The organism is Streptomyces sp. NPDC001502, from assembly GCF_042894785.1.
GTDB classification, from domain to species: domain Bacteria; phylum Actinomycetota; class Actinomycetes; order Streptomycetales; family Streptomycetaceae; genus Streptomyces; species Streptomyces kutzneri.
Genome location: NZ_JBIAVW010000024.1, coordinates 1 through 18,106, shown reverse-complemented (window position 1 = coordinate 18,106; position 18,106 = coordinate 1). Strand labels below are relative to the sequence as shown.

General features: G+C 69.6%; 14 protein-coding genes and 1 riboswitch. Of the genes, 9 read left to right on the top strand and 5 right to left on the bottom strand.

The window, feature by feature from the left end:
* Nucleotides 1-10: 10 nt before the first annotated feature.
* Nucleotides 11-931 (top strand): hypothetical protein, encoded by a 921-nt coding sequence (locus tag ACFY0D_RS32450; protein WP_390801527.1) that lies wholly within the window; start codon nucleotides 11-13, stop codon nucleotides 929-931.
* A gap of 35 nt (nucleotides 932-966) precedes the next feature.
* Here the strand turns inward: ACFY0D_RS32450 and ACFY0D_RS32445 are convergent, their stop codons facing one another.
* Nucleotides 967-3,615: a LuxR C-terminal-related transcriptional regulator gene (locus ACFY0D_RS32445; protein WP_390801526.1), complete on the bottom strand. Its 2,649-nt coding sequence runs from the start codon at nucleotides 3,613-3,615 to the stop codon at nucleotides 967-969.
* Between the two features lie 817 nt (nucleotides 3,616-4,432).
* Between ACFY0D_RS32445 and ACFY0D_RS32440 the strand changes: the two genes are divergently transcribed.
* The 3 genes from ACFY0D_RS32440 to ACFY0D_RS32430 all read left to right on the top strand — a co-directional run bounded on the left by ACFY0D_RS32440 (nucleotide 4,433) and on the right by ACFY0D_RS32430 (nucleotide 9,065).
* A complete protein-coding gene (locus ACFY0D_RS32440) occupies nucleotides 4,433-5,869 on the top strand; it encodes a purine-cytosine permease family protein (protein WP_390801525.1) in 1,437 nt (478 codons plus the stop codon).
* Nucleotides 5,870-5,956: 87 nt separating this feature from the next.
* Nucleotides 5,957-7,957, top strand: a complete 2,001-nt coding sequence (locus ACFY0D_RS32435; protein WP_390801524.1) for a hypothetical protein — start codon at nucleotides 5,957-5,959, stop codon at nucleotides 7,955-7,957.
* Between the two features lie 150 nt (nucleotides 7,958-8,107).
* Nucleotides 8,108-8,175, top strand: a riboswitch (guanidine-III (ykkC-III) riboswitch).
* 11 nt (nucleotides 8,176-8,186) lie between these two features.
* Entirely contained in the window at nucleotides 8,187-9,065 is an 879-nt protein-coding gene (locus ACFY0D_RS32430) for an MBL fold metallo-hydrolase (protein ID WP_390801523.1), read from the top strand.
* Between the two features lie 89 nt (nucleotides 9,066-9,154).
* Here the strand turns inward: ACFY0D_RS32430 and ACFY0D_RS32425 are convergent, their stop codons facing one another.
* The gene (locus ACFY0D_RS32425; protein WP_390801522.1) at nucleotides 9,155-9,520 is read right to left on the bottom strand and encodes a hypothetical protein; all 366 of its coding nucleotides are present in this window, start codon (nucleotides 9,518-9,520) and stop codon (nucleotides 9,155-9,157) included.
* Between the two features lie 360 nt (nucleotides 9,521-9,880).
* Between ACFY0D_RS32425 and ACFY0D_RS32420 the strand changes: the two genes are divergently transcribed.
* Together ACFY0D_RS32420 and ACFY0D_RS32415 are read left to right on the top strand one after the other, a co-directional pair.
* Complete coding sequence (locus tag ACFY0D_RS32420; protein WP_390801521.1) at nucleotides 9,881-11,617, top strand: protein kinase; 1,737 nt, start codon at nucleotides 9,881-9,883, stop codon at nucleotides 11,615-11,617.
* A complete protein-coding gene (locus tag ACFY0D_RS32415) occupies nucleotides 11,595-12,269 on the top strand; it encodes a hypothetical protein (RefSeq protein ID WP_390801520.1) in 675 nt (224 codons plus the stop codon). The genes ACFY0D_RS32420 and ACFY0D_RS32415 overlap by 23 nt, the downstream gene beginning before the upstream one ends.
* A gap of 196 nt (nucleotides 12,270-12,465) precedes the next feature.
* Here the strand turns inward: ACFY0D_RS32415 and ACFY0D_RS32410 are convergent, their stop codons facing one another.
* From ACFY0D_RS32410 to ACFY0D_RS32400, 3 genes are all read right to left on the bottom strand, one after another.
* A complete protein-coding gene (locus ACFY0D_RS32410) occupies nucleotides 12,466-13,794 on the bottom strand; it encodes a hypothetical protein (RefSeq protein ID WP_390801519.1) in 1,329 nt (442 codons plus the stop codon).
* Nucleotides 13,795-13,806: 12 nt separating this feature from the next.
* Nucleotides 13,807-14,115 carry a hypothetical protein gene (locus tag ACFY0D_RS32405; protein WP_390801518.1) on the bottom strand — a complete coding sequence of 103 codons (309 nt, stop codon included), beginning with the start codon at nucleotides 14,113-14,115 and terminating at the stop codon, nucleotides 13,807-13,809.
* Nucleotides 14,116-14,312: 197 nt separating this feature from the next.
* The gene (locus tag ACFY0D_RS32400; protein WP_390801517.1) at nucleotides 14,313-14,864 is read right to left on the bottom strand and encodes a winged helix-turn-helix domain-containing protein; all 552 of its coding nucleotides are present in this window, start codon (nucleotides 14,862-14,864) and stop codon (nucleotides 14,313-14,315) included.
* Between the two features lie 732 nt (nucleotides 14,865-15,596).
* On the opposite strand from ACFY0D_RS32400, the gene ACFY0D_RS32395 reads away from it, so the two are divergent.
* The 3 genes from ACFY0D_RS32395 to ACFY0D_RS32385 all read left to right on the top strand — a co-directional run bounded on the left by ACFY0D_RS32395 (nucleotide 15,597) and on the right by ACFY0D_RS32385 (nucleotide 17,700).
* On the top strand, nucleotides 15,597-16,829 hold the full coding sequence (locus ACFY0D_RS32395; RefSeq protein ID WP_390801516.1) for an acyl-CoA dehydrogenase: 1,233 nt from the start codon (nucleotides 15,597-15,599) through the stop codon (nucleotides 16,827-16,829).
* A 169-nt stretch (nucleotides 16,830-16,998) separates the two neighbouring features.
* Nucleotides 16,999-17,457: an RrF2 family transcriptional regulator gene (locus ACFY0D_RS32390; protein ID WP_390801515.1), complete on the top strand. Its 459-nt coding sequence runs from the start codon at nucleotides 16,999-17,001 to the stop codon at nucleotides 17,455-17,457.
* 144 nt (nucleotides 17,458-17,601) lie between these two features.
* Nucleotides 17,602-17,700, top strand: a complete 99-nt coding sequence (locus ACFY0D_RS32385) for a putative leader peptide (protein ID WP_327739082.1) — start codon at nucleotides 17,602-17,604, stop codon at nucleotides 17,698-17,700.
* Nucleotides 17,701-18,106: the final 406 nt, after the last annotated feature.

Below are 18,106 nucleotides of genomic sequence, written 5' to 3'. Positions count from 1 at the left end.
ACTCCGACCCATGGGCCTGTCGAAGGGCATCATCCAACCCTCAACCGGCGGTTGCGGGAACAATCCAGAGGAGTGCGTTTCCGTCATGCGAAGAAGAAAGTTCCCTGTTGCCGTTCTGGCAGTGGCAGCTCTCTTGGGAGAAATGTTCTCCGCATATGCCACCTTCTCCGCCTTCTACCGCCCTGGCATGGAACGGTCCATCGGATGGATTGCCGCGGCGTTCTCCTTGAGCCTGCTGCTCTCGGTGATCCTCGCCGTGCGCGGAGTTACTCTGATCGGCCCTGCATCCTTTGTCGCGGTGGGGCTGGGAATCCTGGCGTCAGGGATTGAGCGCGGCGAGACAATCAATGCGGTCATGGGGGCGGTGTGCCTCGCCGCCGGGCTGTCGTCCATGTTCCTCATGGTGCGCTTCTCCCATTTCTCCCTCGACACGCCATGGGGGCTGGGGGTGGTCGCCGGCGCGGAGCCGAGGGAGTGTCATACCAGGCTGTGCCGCCTCCCCGATCTCGACGAACGCCTCCTTCCGCTACTGGAAGACACGGTGCACAGGTACTCGCTGGGGGAGCTCCGCGCTGCGACGAGGCTGTGCTGCGAAACGCGGTATTCGGACAATGGAGTCTTTCAGCGGGGAGCATACGTCGGGGCAGTTCCCTTGATCGAGGCCTGCATTCTCACCGAGACGCTGGTCCTCATTGCGATCATCCACACCGAGGGGCACGGAGTCGCCCTCGTGGGGAGGCTTCAGCAGACCATGGTGAGCGGGCTGTCCGACCGGGAGGCCGGTGCGGGAGAGCACGGAATACACGTCAGGTCGGCGTGGCTGGGTTCCGCCGAGGCGTCGAGCTACCCCTTCCCCCTCGACGGCGGCGCTGCCGGCGAGGAATTCATGGAAGAGTTCCGTGAATTGCTCACTGCGGCCCGGCACACCTGACGGGCCCCTCACGGCTCGTGCGGCCGTATCACGGTTCATGGAAGCAGTCGGTCGGCCAGCTCTTTGCGTGTGGTGATGCCGAGCTTGTTGTAGATGCGCTGCAGGTGATTGTCGACGGTACGTATGGATATGGTCAGTGCAGCGGCGATGTCCTTGCTGAGCAGGCCCCTGGAGGCGAGCAGCGCGATTTCGCGCTCTCTCCCGGTGAGCCGTACGACAGCCTCACGGGCCATGAGAGCCGGGGTTCTGGCTCCCTCGCACCGGGCCGCGAGATCCTCGGCCCGGACGGCGGCGGCGCTGGCCCGGCGGGTCTCCCCCGCCACCCTCAGAAGGGAGGCGGCGGTGCTCGCCGCCTCAGCCGCCAGCAGGTCCGCTCCCATGGCCTCCATCTCGTCGGCGGCGACGAGCAACCCGTCGGGGTCGTGCGCGGCCCATGCGGCGGCAAGATCGGCACGGGACCGGTGGAGGCGCCCGGGGCACTCCGCAGCGATCTCCGTCAGCCGCCCGGCAGCCTCCCCGGCCGCCCCGAGCCGGACAAGATCGGTCAGCAGAACCGCTTCTGACGCTGTTTCCCCGCGCTCGAACGCCTCCCGGGCGGCGGCGGTGAGCACTGCTCGTGAGCGGGTCAGCTCACCGCGGGCGACGTACAGCCAGGCCTCGCCGAGTCTCTCTTCGGGGAAGAACCCCAGAGCGGGAAGCCGACCGCGTTCGGCCAGGGCCGCTTCCGCCGCTTCGCCATCCCCCTGCAGCGCGGCGGCTGCCGCCAGACCCGCCAATGCCATCGACAGCACCACCGGGGTGTGCGGGCGGGACGCCCGGACCACCTCTGCGAACCAGCGCCGCGCCTGAGCCGGATGTCCGGCGGCCCATGCGCCACGCGCCAGATAGAAGGCCAGCAGCCGGCGGTCCGCGGTCACACTCGCGTCCGTAAGGCCCGCGAAGGCCCGCTCGCCCGCTTCCTGGGCCTCGGCCAGGCGACCGCTCTCCGACAGGGCCAGGACGAGAACCGCCCGGTGGGCGACCTCGTGCGTGGCCGTGGAGTGGGTTTCGCCGGCGGCCGAGCTGAAAGCGATGGCACGTCGGATCCAGCCCTCGGCCTCCTCCCCACGCCCCGTGACCGCGAGGGCCATGGACCTCGTCATGGCGGCCCACAGCCATGTCGTGGCGTCCGGCGCCTGCGTGCCCTCATGTTCGAGGTCCTCGCTCAGGGCGAGGCTGTGCCTGACGTCTCCCACGGTGAGCGCGCCGGCAGCCTCGTTGACCAGCAGGACGCGGAGACCGAAGGCGCTGGTGACCCGGCAACGGGCGGACTCGATGACGTCGAGAAGCCTTGCGTAGGGCGCTCCCACCCCCCACATGAGGTTCTGTGTCCGGACCGGGAGCACGGACAGGACTTCCTCTTCTGTCGTGGCCATGGCGTCGGCCTGGGACAGCACGTCCTCGGCCTGCTGGAAGTCACCGGCCTCGTAGAGCGTCTTCCCCAGCAGCAGCTGGATCCGGAAGCCCCGGTGCTCCTGCGGGATCGCCCGGAGGAGACTGAGCGCGCGGGGGTACTCGCGGGCGTGCGCTGCCAGGGCTGACGCGCGTACGAGCAGAGCCGGGTTGGCCGTGCCGGTGGCCGCGAGCTTGTAGGTGGCGAGGTGGACCGCGTCCTCCCGGCGACGGGCCCCGATCCGCTTCAGCAGATGGACCTGCCGCAGCAAGGTGTCCCTGCGGCACTGGGCAGTCATGTCCGCGCGCAGCACCTCTCCGTAGAGGGGGTGGGCCAGCCGGACCGCTGAGCGTCGTTCCTCCTGGACGACGACGATCAGCCCCGACTGTTCCAACTGGCTCAGCACCTGCGGTTCGGCGTCCCTTTCCAGGTGGCCCAAGGACAGCGGTTCGCACAGGGACAGAACGTCCAGCACCTGTCGGCCGGCGGGTGGGGCGACGGAGAGCCGGGAACGGATCAGATCGGTCAGACGCCGCGTGCCCGGCAGCCGGTCCGCGGTCATGTCCCAGATCTCGCCGTCGCAGGTCAGCACTCCGGCAGCCACTGCCCCCACCACCAGCTCCCGCAGGTAGAGGGGGTTGCCGCCACTGGTCGTCAGAAGGTGGTTGACCGCGCTCCTCCCGACAGGCCCCTCCAGGACCTGTTCCAGCACCGTCACGACCTGCTCGCGGCCGAACCCGGCGAGGTCCACCTGTCGCACGGCGTCCCCGTGCCCGAGCGCGGTCACCGCCAGCGCCTGGCCCTCTCCCGACCGGACCGTTCCCAGCAGGAAGATCACCCCGGCGTCCATCAACTGCCGCAGCAGCATCGCCGAGGTCGCATCGAGCAAGTGGACGTCATCGACCAGGATCACCATGCGGGGCCGCGGCGCACCCGGCCGCGACAGCAGCCTGGCCACACTGGCGAACCCCGAGACCGGGTCGGACAGATCGGCACCGTCGGGCAGCAGATGGGCGATGGCGCCCAGGGGAACCGACGCCGCCGCCGCTGTGGCAACCGCCCTGCCGACCCGGTACCCGAGCGCGACCGCACGGTCCAGGCACTCCTCGGCCAGCCGGGACTTGCCCACTCCGGCCGGCCCGAAGACCAGGAAACCGGCGCTGCGGGGTTCCGGCACGACCTCGTCGAAATCCCTCATTTCGGCCTCGCGCCCGACCAGCGGCCAACGCTGCAGCACACGGTTTCGGTTCATTCCTCTGGCCCCCCGTTGATTGGCCTTTGCCCGGTTGTGCGGACATCCGCGGTCTGCGCGGCCGCGCTCGGCAACCTGAGCTGATCGAGCGCTTTACGAGCTCGACCGGGTTGGTGTGTCGGCAAGGAGAACACGGCCATGCGGGCTCCGGTGCTCCTCGCCCGCCTTTCCCCGTGCGGCAATTCTCCTTCGATACCATCGAAGAAGGGGCCGGAGGGGATATGCGGCGTCGCGGGAGCAGGCGGCGTATCCGCGACTCAAGCGGATCATAACCGACCGCGAGCAAGCAAAGGTCTTCACCCCTGACGATGCCGAGATCGCGTGGGCGGCGCAGCCCGTTCGGCATGCGCAAGGAGCCCGGACAGCGGACGACTTGGTCCAGACATCGGGAGCACGCCGAGCGGGCCGGCCCCGTCGCCGCGAGCGTGATTCCGCGTCAGGATCGTCATGAAGACCGGACCCTTACCCAACTGAACCTCTGAACGCCGGGATGAACTGTCATGTCATTCGGCATCGAATTTCAAATGCGGCTCACCTTTCCCTCCACCGATGCAGGCCCGTGGCGTTGTTCGTCGTTGTTCATCAGAATGGCGTCGAAATCAACGAACCCGACGTCCAGGATGCGATCTCCTGAAACGTTCGCGAACGTTTCCCAAGCATCGGATCGACCGGCGAAGGACTTCGGCCGGCCCGATCGCGCCTGGATGAGTAGTGCTTGCTCATGTGCCAGGGCTCCCGCGCACGGTTGAGTCCTCCACGGCAGCCGCCCCCGTCGCGGTGTGGCCGCTCTTCCCGGCTCTGAGCGCAAAGGACCCCCGTGCACGACCAGCAAGCCCCGCGCAGCGGTCGCACCCTGCCGACCGCCCCCGAAACGCGTTCCATCGACTACATCTCCCCGGACGAACGTCACGGCAGGCTCTGGCACCAGGGCCCGTTCTGGTTCTCCGGCAACTTCGTCCTGACCACTCTCGTGATCGGCTTCATCGGCCCCTCGATCGGCCTCAGCGTGGGCTGGTCGGTGACGGCCGTGGTCCTTGGCGCCTGCTTCGGCACGTTCTTCATGGCGGTCCACGCCAACCAGGGCCCCCGTATGGGCCTGCCCCAGATGATCCAGTCCAGGGCCCAGTTCGGGGTCCGGGGGGCCGTCGTACCCTTCACGGCCGTCATCTTCGTCTACTTGGGCTTCAACGTCTTCAACACCGTGCTCGCGGCCCAAGGACTGGGACGGATCGTCGGCGGCGGCCCCTGGCTCTGGTACCCCGTCCTCGCCGTGGTGTCGGTCGTGCTGGCCGTGGTGGGCCATGATCTGATCCATTTCGTACAACGCGTCCTGACCGGGCTCCTCATCCTCGTGTTCGGGATACTCACCGTCGGAACCGTCGTTCAGTGGTGGGACGCGCCGATCTCCGCGCCCGCGACCGGCAGCCCGTGGACGTCGTTCCTGACCGTCTTCGCCGCTGCGGCCGGCTACCAGATCAGCTACGCCGTCTACGTGTCCGACTACTCCCGATACCTGCCCGCGGACGCCAACTCCCGCTCCGTCATCTGGTGGACCTACGCGGGTGCGGCCGGCTCCGCGGTGTGGCTGATGTCCCTGGGCGCCTTCATCGGCAGCCGTCTGCCCGCCGACGACGCCGTCACCGGCTTGCTCCGGACCGGGAACGGCATCGTTGCGGGCTTCGGCTCACTCGTCGTGCTGGTATCGGCTCTGGCCCTGATCAGCGTCATGGGCGTCAACACCTACGGTGCGATGCTCACAGCGGTGAGCGCGGTGGACGCCTTCCGGCGGGAGCAGCCGACGAGCCGCCTGCGGGCCGCCGTTGTCGTATCCGTCGGCGCGGTGGTGCTCGCGGTGGCCCTGTCCCTGCCCGACGACTACCTGGCCGGCTTCAGCAGTTTCGTCCTGCTGATGCTCTACTTCCTGGTCCCGTGGACCGCGGTCAACCTCGTCGACTACTACGCCATCCGCAAGGGTCGGTACGTGATCCGTGACATCTTCGACGACCAGGGCATCTACGGACGCTGGTCCTGGCGCGGCCTGGCCTCGTACGTCATCGGTCTGGTCGCGATGATCCCGTTCATCTCGACCACCTTCTTCCGCGGACCGGTCGCGGAAGCCATGGACGGCGCCGACGTCTCGTTCCTCGTGGGGCTGCTGGTGAGCGGCATCCTCTACGCCGCGCTGGCCGGAAAGCGGAATGCCGCGTCTCCCCTGGCGGAGGCCCGACCGCCCAAGTCCGTACGGAGTATGTGAGCCGTCCGCGGCCCGGCAGGCGGCCGCCGGACCGGGTGGATCACCAGGACACGGCCGGGTGAGGCTCGGCAAGGAGGGAATCAGGTCATGCCCGCGGATCCCGGAACAGCGCACGTCGATCCGACCGCCCTGATCGATGACGTCAACTCCCGTATCGTCCAGGCGCTCAGCGCGCACGACCCTGCCGAACTGCATGCGGCCGCGGCGTGCACGGGTGTCGGAGTCGGCGAGACCTTCGCCGGTCGCCTCTGGACGGGCGGCGTCTGCCCTCTGGTCCGGCGCTACCCGACGGGCGAGGCATTCACGGCGGCGCTCACGGACGGCAGTCCCGATGCCTTGAGCGCGGCCGTCGAGGTCCTCGCCGTGGTCGCGCCCGCCGCAGCCATGTCCTTTGCGCTGGAAGTGATGCGGATCGATCTCGGCGGTTTCACCTTCGGACACAACCGCGTTCCGTTCGAGCTCGTGATGCGGGGGCGCGCCGAGAAGATCATCAAGCGAGACCTCCGCTCGGCGTCGCCTGAGATCCTCCTCGACATGCTCCGTCGCCGGTCACTCGCTCCCGGCGAGATCCCGAAGAGCAAGATCGCGGACATACCGGTCGCTGCCCTCATCGCCTGCGTGAGCGCCGGCGAGCTCCGCTTCGACCAAGCCGAGGGCGCGGGCCTCTTCAGCGAGCATCCGGCACTTCAGGATGGCGCGGGGCTGCTCGACGCGCTCCTGAAGACGCGCTGGTTCTCCGCGGTGGACGGCCACGATGGAGGCCTCACGCACTGGCTCGCGCATCGCCTGGCCGAGGCCCGCTACGCACCTGCTGTTCCCGCGTTGCGCGAGCTGTTCACTCGGCAACGGCGATTCCTTGCCACCGCCGGGCAGAGCCTGCTTGAGATCGGGACGCCGGAGGCCCTCGAAGCCGCAGCCTCGCCTCTGTCGCTGGCGGGCGTCCCGATCGACGAGTACGACCGTCACGATCGCCAGACGATCGCGATCGATGCGCTGCTGCGCGCCGACCCCTCGCGTGCCTTTGACGTCCTGGCGCCTCTGTTCGAGGAGCAGGCGCTCCGTTCCGGCGACAACCGGAGCGAGTCCGCCAGGACCGTACTCGAAAAGCTCGCGCCCGCGCAGGCGACTGCCGAGCCTCGCTGGATCGAACGATCCCTGATGGCCGCGCAAGACCGCGAGCTCGGCGCGACGGCGCGAGCACTCCTCGGCCGGCTCGACCCCGGGATCGTGGACGAGGCCGCGGCTCGTGTGAGGAAGCGCAAGCGCAAGGCAGCGGCCAGGAGCACGGTGAAGCCACCTGCTGGCGATCTCATCGAGCGCTATCGCGCCGGCGAGCACGAGCGCGTGTGGGAGGAACTGGCCGCGCTTGACCGGAGACCACCGAAGGCGCTCGCCGCGCAGGCCGAGGCCGTCGCAATGGAGACGATGGAGTGGGTGCGGTGCGGCTTGGAGGCTGTCGTTGAAAGGCTGCGCGCCGAGGCGTACCCCTTCCACAAGAAGGCGCGCGCCCTCGTCCCGCCCCCGCGCGACGCACTCCGGTCCGTGAAGAGGGTGGAGAGGCTCACGGGCGGACGCCTGCCGCTTTCGCTGCGCGCCTTCTATCTCGTCGTCGGCTCAGTGGACCTGTCCGGCAGTGCGGAAAAGTTCCGCCACGACCCGAACAGGCACGGCCCGGAGCCGAAGAGGCACGAGATCGTCCACGTCCCGGAGAAGTACCCGTTCATGTACCTCTCGCACTTCGATCCCCTCGTCGTCCTTCCCCTCGAAGAGGCTGTCGCCGAGGCGGAGAGGTGGGCCCGCGAGGAGAGGGATGGTCTTGGCATGAATGCGCCGCTGGACCTGACGATCGGTCCTGGCCCGTCGTTCAAGGCGAACCCCCGCGACGCGCAGCCGGAGCCGGTCGACACCGTCCGCCTCCCCGGACCCTTCGCGGACGTGGAGCTTCACCGCGGGCGCGGTGGGACCGCCCCGTTCGTCGGACACCTGCGGGGATGCCTCGCATGGGGCGGATTTCCCGGCCTGGCCGGCAAGAGTATCCGGCCGCAGGCCGCTCTGGCTGCGCTCACGCAATCCGTCGTGCCCTTCTGACCACGTGGAGACCCGGTCACCCGGTGGCAGTCACCTGCTGCGGGAGGGGACCGGTGTTGCCTTCCGGACATCCGGTCGGTAGGAAGCGCGAGCACTCAGCCACAGATGCCGGGCAGCAGAGCCGTAGATCATTCTCGTGGTAGCGTCGCGGCGGAGGCCCGTAGGTGCCCACCCCGGACGAGATGTGCGCCGTACCCGGCCCGCCAAGACGACGCACTCAGGAGGCGTCATGGCTGCAGGTACATCCTTCATCGATTTCGACGGCCCGGCTTCTCGGCCTCGCGAGTTGGACGTCCGCTGGATCCACGGCTCGCCCTCGTCCAAGCACAACACCGACCCGGACATCCAGGTCTACGAGTACGACGAGCACACCGTCATCCTGCGGCAGAACATGGCGATCAACTACGAAGCGCCGTTCCTGTTCCTGCTGTTCGGCAACGACCGGGCAGTGCTGATCGATACCGGCGCCACAGCGTCAAGTGAGTTCTTCCCCTTGCGTCTGGTGGTGGACCAGCTCGTCGACGGCTGGCTCGCCCGCCACCCCCGCCAGGAGTACCACCTGCTGGTGCTGCACACACACGCCCACGGCGACCACATCGCGGGCGACGGCCAGTTCGCCGACCGTCCCGACACCACAGTGGTCTCGGCAGAACTCCCCTCGGCCTGGAAGTATTTCGGATTCGACGAGAACCCCACCGCCACGGCGAGCGTCGATCTGGGAGGCCGCAGGCTCGACTGCCTGGCCACCCCCGGGCACCACGAGGCAGCCGTCACGTTCTACGACCCGTGGACCGGGTTCCTGCTCACCGGCGACACGGTCTATCCGGGCCGCCTCTACATCCAGGACCGGAACGCCTTCGCCCGGACCATCGACCGGCTGATCGAGTTCTGCGAACGCAGACCGGTCACCCACGTCATGGGCTGTCACATCGAGATGACCACCGAACCGGGCGTGGACTACCCGGTCCGCACCACCTACCAGCCCCACGAACCCCCACTGCAGATGACCACCGGCCACCTTCACGAGATCCGCGCCGCACTCGACGAGATCGGCAACCAGCCCCGCCGGCTCGCCTTCCCTCTCTTCGTCATCTGCCCGGACGAGTGAGCCACGCGCAAAGCCACGGCAGTACCAGGTCCTGCGCAAAAGGCCACTTCGAGTGAGCGGTCAGCCGGCAGCCAGGACGTCGGAAAGACTCACGGCGGGGGGCCGAGCACGGCTGTCAGCGTGCGCCGCCGGCGCTCGGCCAAGGTGGCGACGAAGACCACTGCGTCAGCGTTGGCCTGGTCGCAGGCCTGAGCCACCTCGCGGACCTTCCCGTAACTCAGCAGGGTCCGCGAGGAGTAGGGCAGAGTCATCTTCCGGACCCCGCCGTCCGAAACGCCTCGTCGCTGCACGATCTGCACGGCGACCCGCGCGCCACGCGCTGCCGGTTCTGTGGCGGCCGACGACATGAGCGTGTCGAAGTCCTTCTGCTTCGCAGAGAAGTAGCCGACCAGGACCACATCAGCGCCCTCTGTCGTGAGCCGGAACGCCTGGCGCCGGGCCGGCTCCGGCGACACACGACGAGCCGGGCGCCTGTCGCGTCTTCGGGGCTGATGCATGCGCCACAGGCCAAATGCCTGGCCACCTGCATCGATACCGGGTTTCCCGCCGGCCCGGCTTGGCGAGCGAGGTCATGGCCATGCGTTGATGACGGCGATCGTGACGGCGGCCTCGTAGCGGACGGCGAGCTTGTCGCATCTCGTGGACGCGGGCCGATGTCGCGAGTTGGGTGAGTAGCAGTTGCTCATGCGCCTCGACGCAGGTGACCGGTTGACTGACCGCAGCAGTCGGCCGGCCGGCTGCCGGTGCGGCGGGAGGCATACTCCCCGGCGCGCACGGCAACAATGCATGCGAGGGCAGTAATGGACCACGGGGACATGAGCGCACATCCACAGTGGAAGGTTCCCGGCTACACCCATGGCAGGGAATTGGGCGCCGGTGCCTGCGGGAGGGTCGTCGAAGCTCTGGACGAGGCTTCCGGTACCCCGGTGGCGATCAAGTATCTGACCCACGGCGCGCGCACCGCCTTCCGCGCCGAGGCCCGTCTGCTGATGGGCCTGCGGTCGCCGTACGTGGTACGGATCGACGACTACGTCGAGCACCCAGAAGGCGCCGCGATCGTCATGGAGTTGGTGGACGGCGTCTCCCTCAGGACGCTGCTGCGCCAGGAGGGCCCCACGGGTCCTGAGGCGGCCCTCACCGTGCTCAAGGGATCGTTGCTCGGCCTCGCCGCAGCTCACGAGGCGGGACTGGTGCACCGGGACTACAAGCCGGAGAACGTTCTGGTGGACCTTGACGGCTGCTCCAAGCTGGTGGACTTCGGGATCGCAGTGGCCGGCGGGGATGCCTCCGGCGTCGCCGGCACCCCGCCCTACATGGCTCCCGAGCAGTGGACCGGGGGCCCCGTCGCCCCCGTCACCGATGTCTACGCCGCGACGGCCGTTTTCTTCGAGTGCCTGGTCGGCTCCAAGCCGTACCCGGGCACCACGGCTCTCGAACTGGCGGTGCAGCACATCGAGGCGCCCATACCCGACGACAGAGTTCCTGAGGCGTTGCGGCCGTTGATTCGCCGTGGCCTGGCCAAGCGGGCCGTGGAACGGCCGCCGAGTGCTGCCGCGTTCGTCCGTGAGCTGGATGCGCTGGCGTCCAGCGCGTACGGCGAGGACTGGGAAGTGCGTGGGCACCGCAGAATGGCCGCGCTCCTCACACTCATGCCGATGCTGGTGAGCTCTCCCAACGACGTCGTGACCGCGACGACGGCCTTGGCGGACACCACGCTCGCCACGACAACCACAGGAACGGCAGAGGCACATGCCTCGGCGCGGGCGTCCGGTCGGCCCCGATCCCGAGGCGGCGTTGTCGGCCGACGCAAGTCGACGGCCGTCGCCGCGTCTGCCGCCCTTCTGCTCACCGGGATCCTCGCGCTGTCTGCGATCGCCGAACAGGACGACACGGAGGACAGCGCCACAGGCGCCACAGGCGCTCCCGACGCCCCCCACGCCGCCGGCTCGACCGTCTCACCCGGCATGCCCGGCCCCTCGGCCGGCACCCGCACCACGGGGCCCGGCTCCACCATCGCCCCCACTCCTGGACAGTCGGGGACTGCTGCCGGCAGCGGGGCCGGGAGTGGCATGGAGAATTCCACGGTGGCCGGGGGGTCGTCGTCCTCTCTTGGTGCAGCACCCGGTTCCACGGAACAGGCAGCTCAGCCGACGCCCTCCACGACCAACGCGGCCCCTCGGACACCCCCCGTCGCACCGCCCGCCACGTCCCCCACCGTGCGGGTGCTGGCCGTGTCCCTTTCCCAATACGGCTGCTCCGGAAAGTTCGGCACCCAGGCCGTCGCATCCGTGAAATCCGACGGCGTCTCCGCCGGAACGCTGATCCTCACCTGGTTCCACGGCAACACCCGGGGATTGGGCCCGATCGTGGCGACGGACAGAATCACCATCCCCGCCGGGCAGACCTCGTTCAGCAAGACGTACGCCCACACGTTCGGATCCGGCGATCCGTTCCCGTACTGGGGTGTTCAGGTGTCGAGCGACCCGGCGCCGGCAACGGGCAGCGGCACGTACAAGGTGCTCTACGCCGATGACTGCAACCCGATCCTCTGAGCCGGCCATGGAACCCGGACCGTACGACGAAGAGCTGACCTCGTTCCTCCCCCGCTCGCACCCGACGGACGAGGCGACCAGCGCCACCCTCCTGGACCATGCTGTCTGGGGCATGCCGTCGTCCGAGGGCGACGTGCACTCCACCGCGCCCGCGCCCACCGTGCCCGCGCCCGGCAGCCTGGGAAACCTCACGGCGGTGTGGCACGGCACCGTCCCCGAGCCTTCGGGCGCGCCGTACACCGCCGGTGCCCGACGTAGGCGCGGCGTCCTCCGGCGTCGGTTTCTCGTGGCGGGGGCCGTGCTCGTGGCTGCGCTGCTCCTCGTCCGGCAGCAGACCGGCGATCCGCTGTCGGTGACGGGAGTCACCGTACGTCCCAGCTCCTCGACTGCGGGCTGCGACAGCACCGTGGCGGTGCTGGCGACGATCCGCAGCAACGGGGAAGACGGAACGGTGAGCTACCGCTGGCACCGCAGTGACGGCACGGTCACCAGCCCGGTGCGGCAGCGCATCGCCCCGAAGGCACGGCTGACCGAGGTCACGCTCCGCTGGACCTTCCACGGCCCCGGCTCCATGCAGGCCACCGCTGTGCTTGAGGTGCTGTCGCCGAACCGTGCCCGCGCCGGAACCACCTTCACCTACACCTGCCACTAGCGACGTTGCCTGAGCCCTGAGCTCCTCGCGACGGCGCGACCTCGCCGAGTCCTCGTCCGCACCCTGAATGAATCGCTCCTGACGTGGCGGGGCCGGCCGCAGGCGTACGCGATGGCCGCGGCCACCTCTTCCGGGTCGAGCGCACCGCCCGCCGACTCCTTCCACGCCCGGTAGTCGCTCTTGATCCGCTCGTCGATCATGAATCGGAGCGGAATGCCCCGTGGACGCGCAGGTCGCCGTTGATCGCCACCTTCCCGTCGTTCGTGTGCATGATCCAGGCGCCTGCGTTACGGACCGACAGGTGGGCGCCGGCGTTCACCTTCCCCTGCAGGCGCGACTCCCCTTGAACGCGCAGCATGCCGAGGGTGGTGAGGTCTCCGGTGACCGTGACCGTGCGGTCCGCCTTCACCTCGCCCTCGGCGTCCAGGCGGCCGTGGACGATCAGCCGCGGCGGGCCGTCCTGCGTCTCCAGCACGTTGTCGACGCTCAGCCCGCCCTGGAGGGTGAGGCGTTCCTTGACCTGGGCCCGGTGGGTGACCACGTCGTTCAGGTCGGCCTTGTCGGCCGCGACGGTCCCCCACTGGCGGCTCCCGGCGCCGCCCTGGAACACGTTCATCCCGGAAGCCGGGAACTCGATCCATCCGTCGGCGGCCGTACGGCCCTGCACCCACTTGGTGTTGATGCCGTTCAGGTCCGCCAGATCAGCGGCGACGGTTCCCCAGTCCTGCTTGCCGCCCTTGCGGACGTTCACCCCCGACTGCGGGAACTCGACCCATCCCTTGCCCGAGTCCCGGTCCCCCACCCACTGGGTGTTGATGCCGTTCACGCTGATCTTGTCGGCCGTGACGGTCCCCAAGTCGCTTCCACCGCCGCGGCCGACCCTGATTCCGTCGGACGGGAAACCGATCCACCCGGCGTCACTCTCGCGCCCCCGGACCAACGCCGCGGTCACGGTCTCGACGTCGGCCTTGGCGGCGGAGAGGGTGCCGAGGTCGTCGGCGGCGTCGCGGATCCGGGCCCCCTGCGTGGTGAAGACGATCCGGCCCCGGTCCGTCGTGCCCTCGACCCACGGGCTGTGGACACCGGTCGTCGCGGTGACGCTCTCGAACTCGGGGCTGCGCAGGTGGACGGTGGTGGTGAGGAAGTACCCGGGCTGCTGCCCGCCCGGGGAGGTGGCGATCAGGGTGTACGTGGCGTCCCGCTTGGGCTCCTGACCCGCCGCCGGCGACCACTGCCAGCCGGTCGTGCCCAGCGTCGGCGCGACGGTCTCCGAGGATCCGTCCGGACCCTGGATCCGGTAGGTGAGGGTGTCGGGCCCGTCCCACCGCAGGACGATGTCCTGGCCTCCGGCCACCAGGGACTGCTGCGCGCGGAAGTTGCGCGGGACCTTGGGCAACTGCTTCAGCAGGCTCAGGGTCACGGGGGTCTTCTTCACCCAGGCTCCGTTCGCCGCCCTCTCCGTCACGCGCAGCAGCACCAGTCCCGATGCGCTGGAGACGGGGAAGCCGTCCAGGGCCAGGACCATGGAGCCGGCCTCCTAGAACAGCGTGTTCTGCTGGGCGGTCACGGTGAGGACACCCGTGTTGTCGTCCCAGGCGACGACCGGCTCCTCCCCCTTCTTCGTCGCGGTGTTCCGCTCGACCCGCGCGGTGATCGTCTTCGGGTGTGCCGTCAGATCACCGTCCGCCTGGCCGCAGGGCACCCGTATCTCGATGGAGTACCAGATCACCTCGTCCATGGTCGGATTGGAGACGACGATGTAGACCGATCCCTGGCGTTCCTCACCCGCGACCGGCACCTGGAGCGGAGCCGGATCGGTGAGTATGTCGTAGTGCAGAGAAGCCATCGCTGAAGACCCCCTGATCACGCTGTCCGACGCTTGCCCCCGACGGGCGCATCTCCTCCAGCACAACACTCACCGGACAGCCCGACACCCGCATCCACCCTAACCGGCGCGAAACAGACGTTCGCTGGCCGAATCGGGAATCTCCCACTTTCCGAGAGGGTGACTCACGGCCTCGGCCGTGTCCGCCGGGACACCCCCTACCGGTGGTCGGGAACGTAGCGGTAGCCGACGCGGCGCACGGTGGATATGCGGTCCCGGTGAGCGGGGCCGAGCTTGCGGCGCAGCCTGGCCACGTGGACATCGACGGTACGGCCGTCGCCGATGTGCCCATAACCCCAGATGCCCGTGATGAGGGCATCACGCGTGTGCACCGTGTACGGGTGCGCCACGAGGTGGGCCAGGAGATCGAACTCCAGGAAGGTGAGATCGAGTTCGCGCCCGTCGACCTCGACCAGCCGCCGCGCGTGATCGACTCGGATCGCGTCGTCGGAGTGATCGGCTTCCAGGTGCCGAGCCGGTTCCGGCTCGGGGGCCGGAGACGTCCCGGGCGCGAGGGGACGGATCTCCGGGCGTATGCCGTGCGCACTCATCACCGCCACCGGGTCGACGTTCGCGGGCAGGAACACGAGGTATGCGACGCGGCCGCCGTCGGTCTCGTGGACGGAGGCGACGGGCGGACGGTCGCCGACCAGCTGGAGGCGCGGGGCCGGGGAACGGCGGAGGGCGGGTGCGGGAATTGCGGTGGTCACGATGAACCCCTTCGGCTGCTCGGAGTCGGATACGGATGCCGGGTGTTCGGCCACGACGGGGCAGGGGTCTCCGCAACGGATGCGAGCGGGAGGATCGGCGCGTCTACGCCGGGCGGACCCGTACGGCTGAGGGGCCGGGGGAACGGCGAGCGCGGCGCACAGAGACGAACGGCAGCCGGCACACCGGCGCGCGTCGGGGAATCACCCTGTCGAAGAAGCCCTAAACGGGTCGGCAGACGGCGCTGGCGACGAGACGGAAGTCAACGTGCCTGCGGCGTACGAGCAACGGCTGCGACGGGGACATGACCACATGGTGGGGTGCGCGGCGGGCACGCGTCAACACTTCCCTACTGATTTCATAGGAAATAACTGCGGGTCCGCCTCTGACCTGCATCGTCTTTCATTTCGAGATCGAAGCGTCCACCATCCGGTCACACTCTTGCCGGGGAGGCCGCTTGGGGCGAGTATTCCTATCACTCCGATGGGAAAGGTAGGAATACGCCCGCTGCGTCGGAGAGTTGCCTCGGATGATCTCCGGAGCCCACCGCACGCGCCCGCGCAGCACGGCGGAACGTCCAGGTCTACCGGCCTGCCCACCCACCCCCGCCTCCCACCCCTCGCGCCCCTCCCTCACGTTCAGCAACCGGCCGACGCCGCCCGACCATGTTCCGGAGTAGTCGACATGACGACCGCCATCCCCCATGGCACCACCGTCCACCCAGCTCACACACCATGCAGCGACGCTCGGGCCTGTCGGTGACGCCGGTGCCGACGACACCGGGCACCGCCGGCCACCGATCCGCCGACGCACGGCGCCACGCACTCCTGCGTACCGCCCGCGATGTGGCGGACGACCTCGCGGCGGACGCCATCGTGCGCGATCAGGCGGGCAAGGAGCCGACCGACGAGACGGCCCGGCTGCGCGAGGCCGGCCTGCCGGCGGCCCTCACCCCGCCCGGGCCGGGCCGCGGGGCGGACTGGCGTACCGGATGCGCCGTCATACGGGAGATCGCCGCGGCGGACAGCTCGGTCGGCGACGTACTCGCCCGCCACTACGTGCACACGTGGAGCGGACGCTTCTACGCGAGCCCCGAGCAGGCGACCGCCCTCGAAGAGGAGTCGGTGCGCGAGCGGTGGCTGTGGACCGGCGCGGTCCGCACTCCTTGGCCCGACGACGACACCGAGGGACCGGACCTCGCGCTGAGGCGGCACGCCACCGGCTACGTGCTGAGCGGGCGCCGGGCCGTGGACACGGCGGTGGCCACAGCCGATCAGATCGTGGTCGACGCCGTCTGCGCCGCGAACGGCGAGGTCCTCGTCGTACGGATCCCACCCGGCGCACGGGGCGTGACCGTCGAGCCCGCACACGATCGGCTCGGGCAGCGCGTCGCCGGTGCGGGCGAGGTCGTCCTCGACCGGGTCACCGTCACGCCCGAGCAGGTGCTGGGCCGCCGGCCGCACGACGAGGAGTCGACCGCACCCTTCACCGCGCTCGCGGAGCCGGCGCTCCGGCTCGCCCTGTGCCACGTCGGCCTCGGCATCGCCGAGGGCGCCCTCACCGAGGCGCGCGACCTCAGCAGGGGCGGCCGCGCACACCGGCTTCCCGGCGAGGACCCGGACCTCTTCCTGACCTACGGGGAACTCGCCTCCGCCGCCCAGACGGCCACCGCCGTGGTCGACCGGGCGACGGACGTGATGACGCAGGCCCTCGACGCGGGGCCGCACCTCGACGCGGAAGGAGCCGCGGGCCTCGCCGCCCTGGTCGCCACGGCCGAGACCGTGACGTCGAAGGCCGCCCTGCGCATCACCGCCCGGGTGCTGGAGCTCGCCGACGCGCCCGGCCTGGACCGGTTCTGGCGCAACGCCCGGGTCCTGACGGCCCACCGCCCGGTCGCGCACCGCCTGCGCTCCATCGGCGAGCACTACCTCAACGGCTCCCACCCCGCGGTGGCGGCCTTCCGCTGACGCACGGCACAGCACAGCACGGCACGGCACGGCACGGCTCCGGTCGCGGGCCCGCGACCTGCCCCCGGCTGCCGGGTACGGGTACGGGTACGGGTACGGGTACGGGTACCCGGCAGCCGACTGCCACCCACGGCGGACACGGGCCGCGGCCATGCCAGATAATGTCCGTATGCGGATCTCAGCCAGGGCGGACTATGCGGTACGTGCCGCGCTGCAGCTTGCCGCGTCGCAGGATGACGGGCCGGTGAAGGCAGAGGCCATCGCCGACGCCCAGGACATCCCGCACAAGTTCCTTGAGGGCATCCTGAACGACATGCGCCGGGGCGGTCTCGTGCTCAGCCAGCGGGGCGGGAACGGCGGCTACCGGCTGGCCAAGCCCGCTCAGTCCATCAGCGTCGCGGACGTGATCCGCGTCGTGGACGGGCCGCTCGTCTCGGTGCGCGGGGTCCGCCCGCCGGACCTGTCCTACACCGGCCCCGCCCAGGCGCTGCTCCCCCTGTGGATCGCGCTGCGGGCCAACGTGCGCGAGATCCTCGACGGCGTGACGCTCGCCGACGTCGCGTCGGCCGATCTGCCCGCTGACGTATCGGCACTGGCCGACACCCCCGGCGCCTGGACCAATCCCTAACCCCACGCCCTTCGCCCCACCTGCATGTTCTCGCATGTCGAGATCTCGGCATCCAGCATGCGGACTGCCTCTTGGGGCGGCCCTCCGCCTCTGCCACTATGCCTACCAACCAGGTGGGAAAACTAGGAATCCAGGGAGGTGGCCGTGCGAACACTGCACCACGCAGGCCGGATGCTGCCTCTGACCTCCCGCCGGCACATCGACCTGGTCCGTACGTCCAGCGCCATCTGTCAGCCCGGCTGACACACCTCGCCGGGCCTGGCCCCACACCCAGGTCACCACCGAGCGCCGGCCCAGGTCCCTCGGCCGACCTCGCCCACCGCCTGTCTTCGAGCGCGGGCGTCCGGCATCCCCTCCCCGGCCTGCAACCGCGAACCCGCCCCCGCCGGCCGGGAGTGACTTCCGTGTGTGCCGATGGCTTCGCGTCGCCCTTCTCCGTCCCCGCACCTCCCTGACCACCACCACGTGAAAGGACACCTCCGTGTCTGCCGCAAGACCGCTCACCGCCCTGCGTGCCATCGCCCTCACAGCGACCCTTCCCCTCCTGCTCACCGCCTGCGGCTACGGCTCCGAGGCCAAGAAGGAGGACGACAAGTCCGCCAACACCGCGGCCGATGCCGGCAAGAAGCTCTCCGCCTCCGAGGTCCGT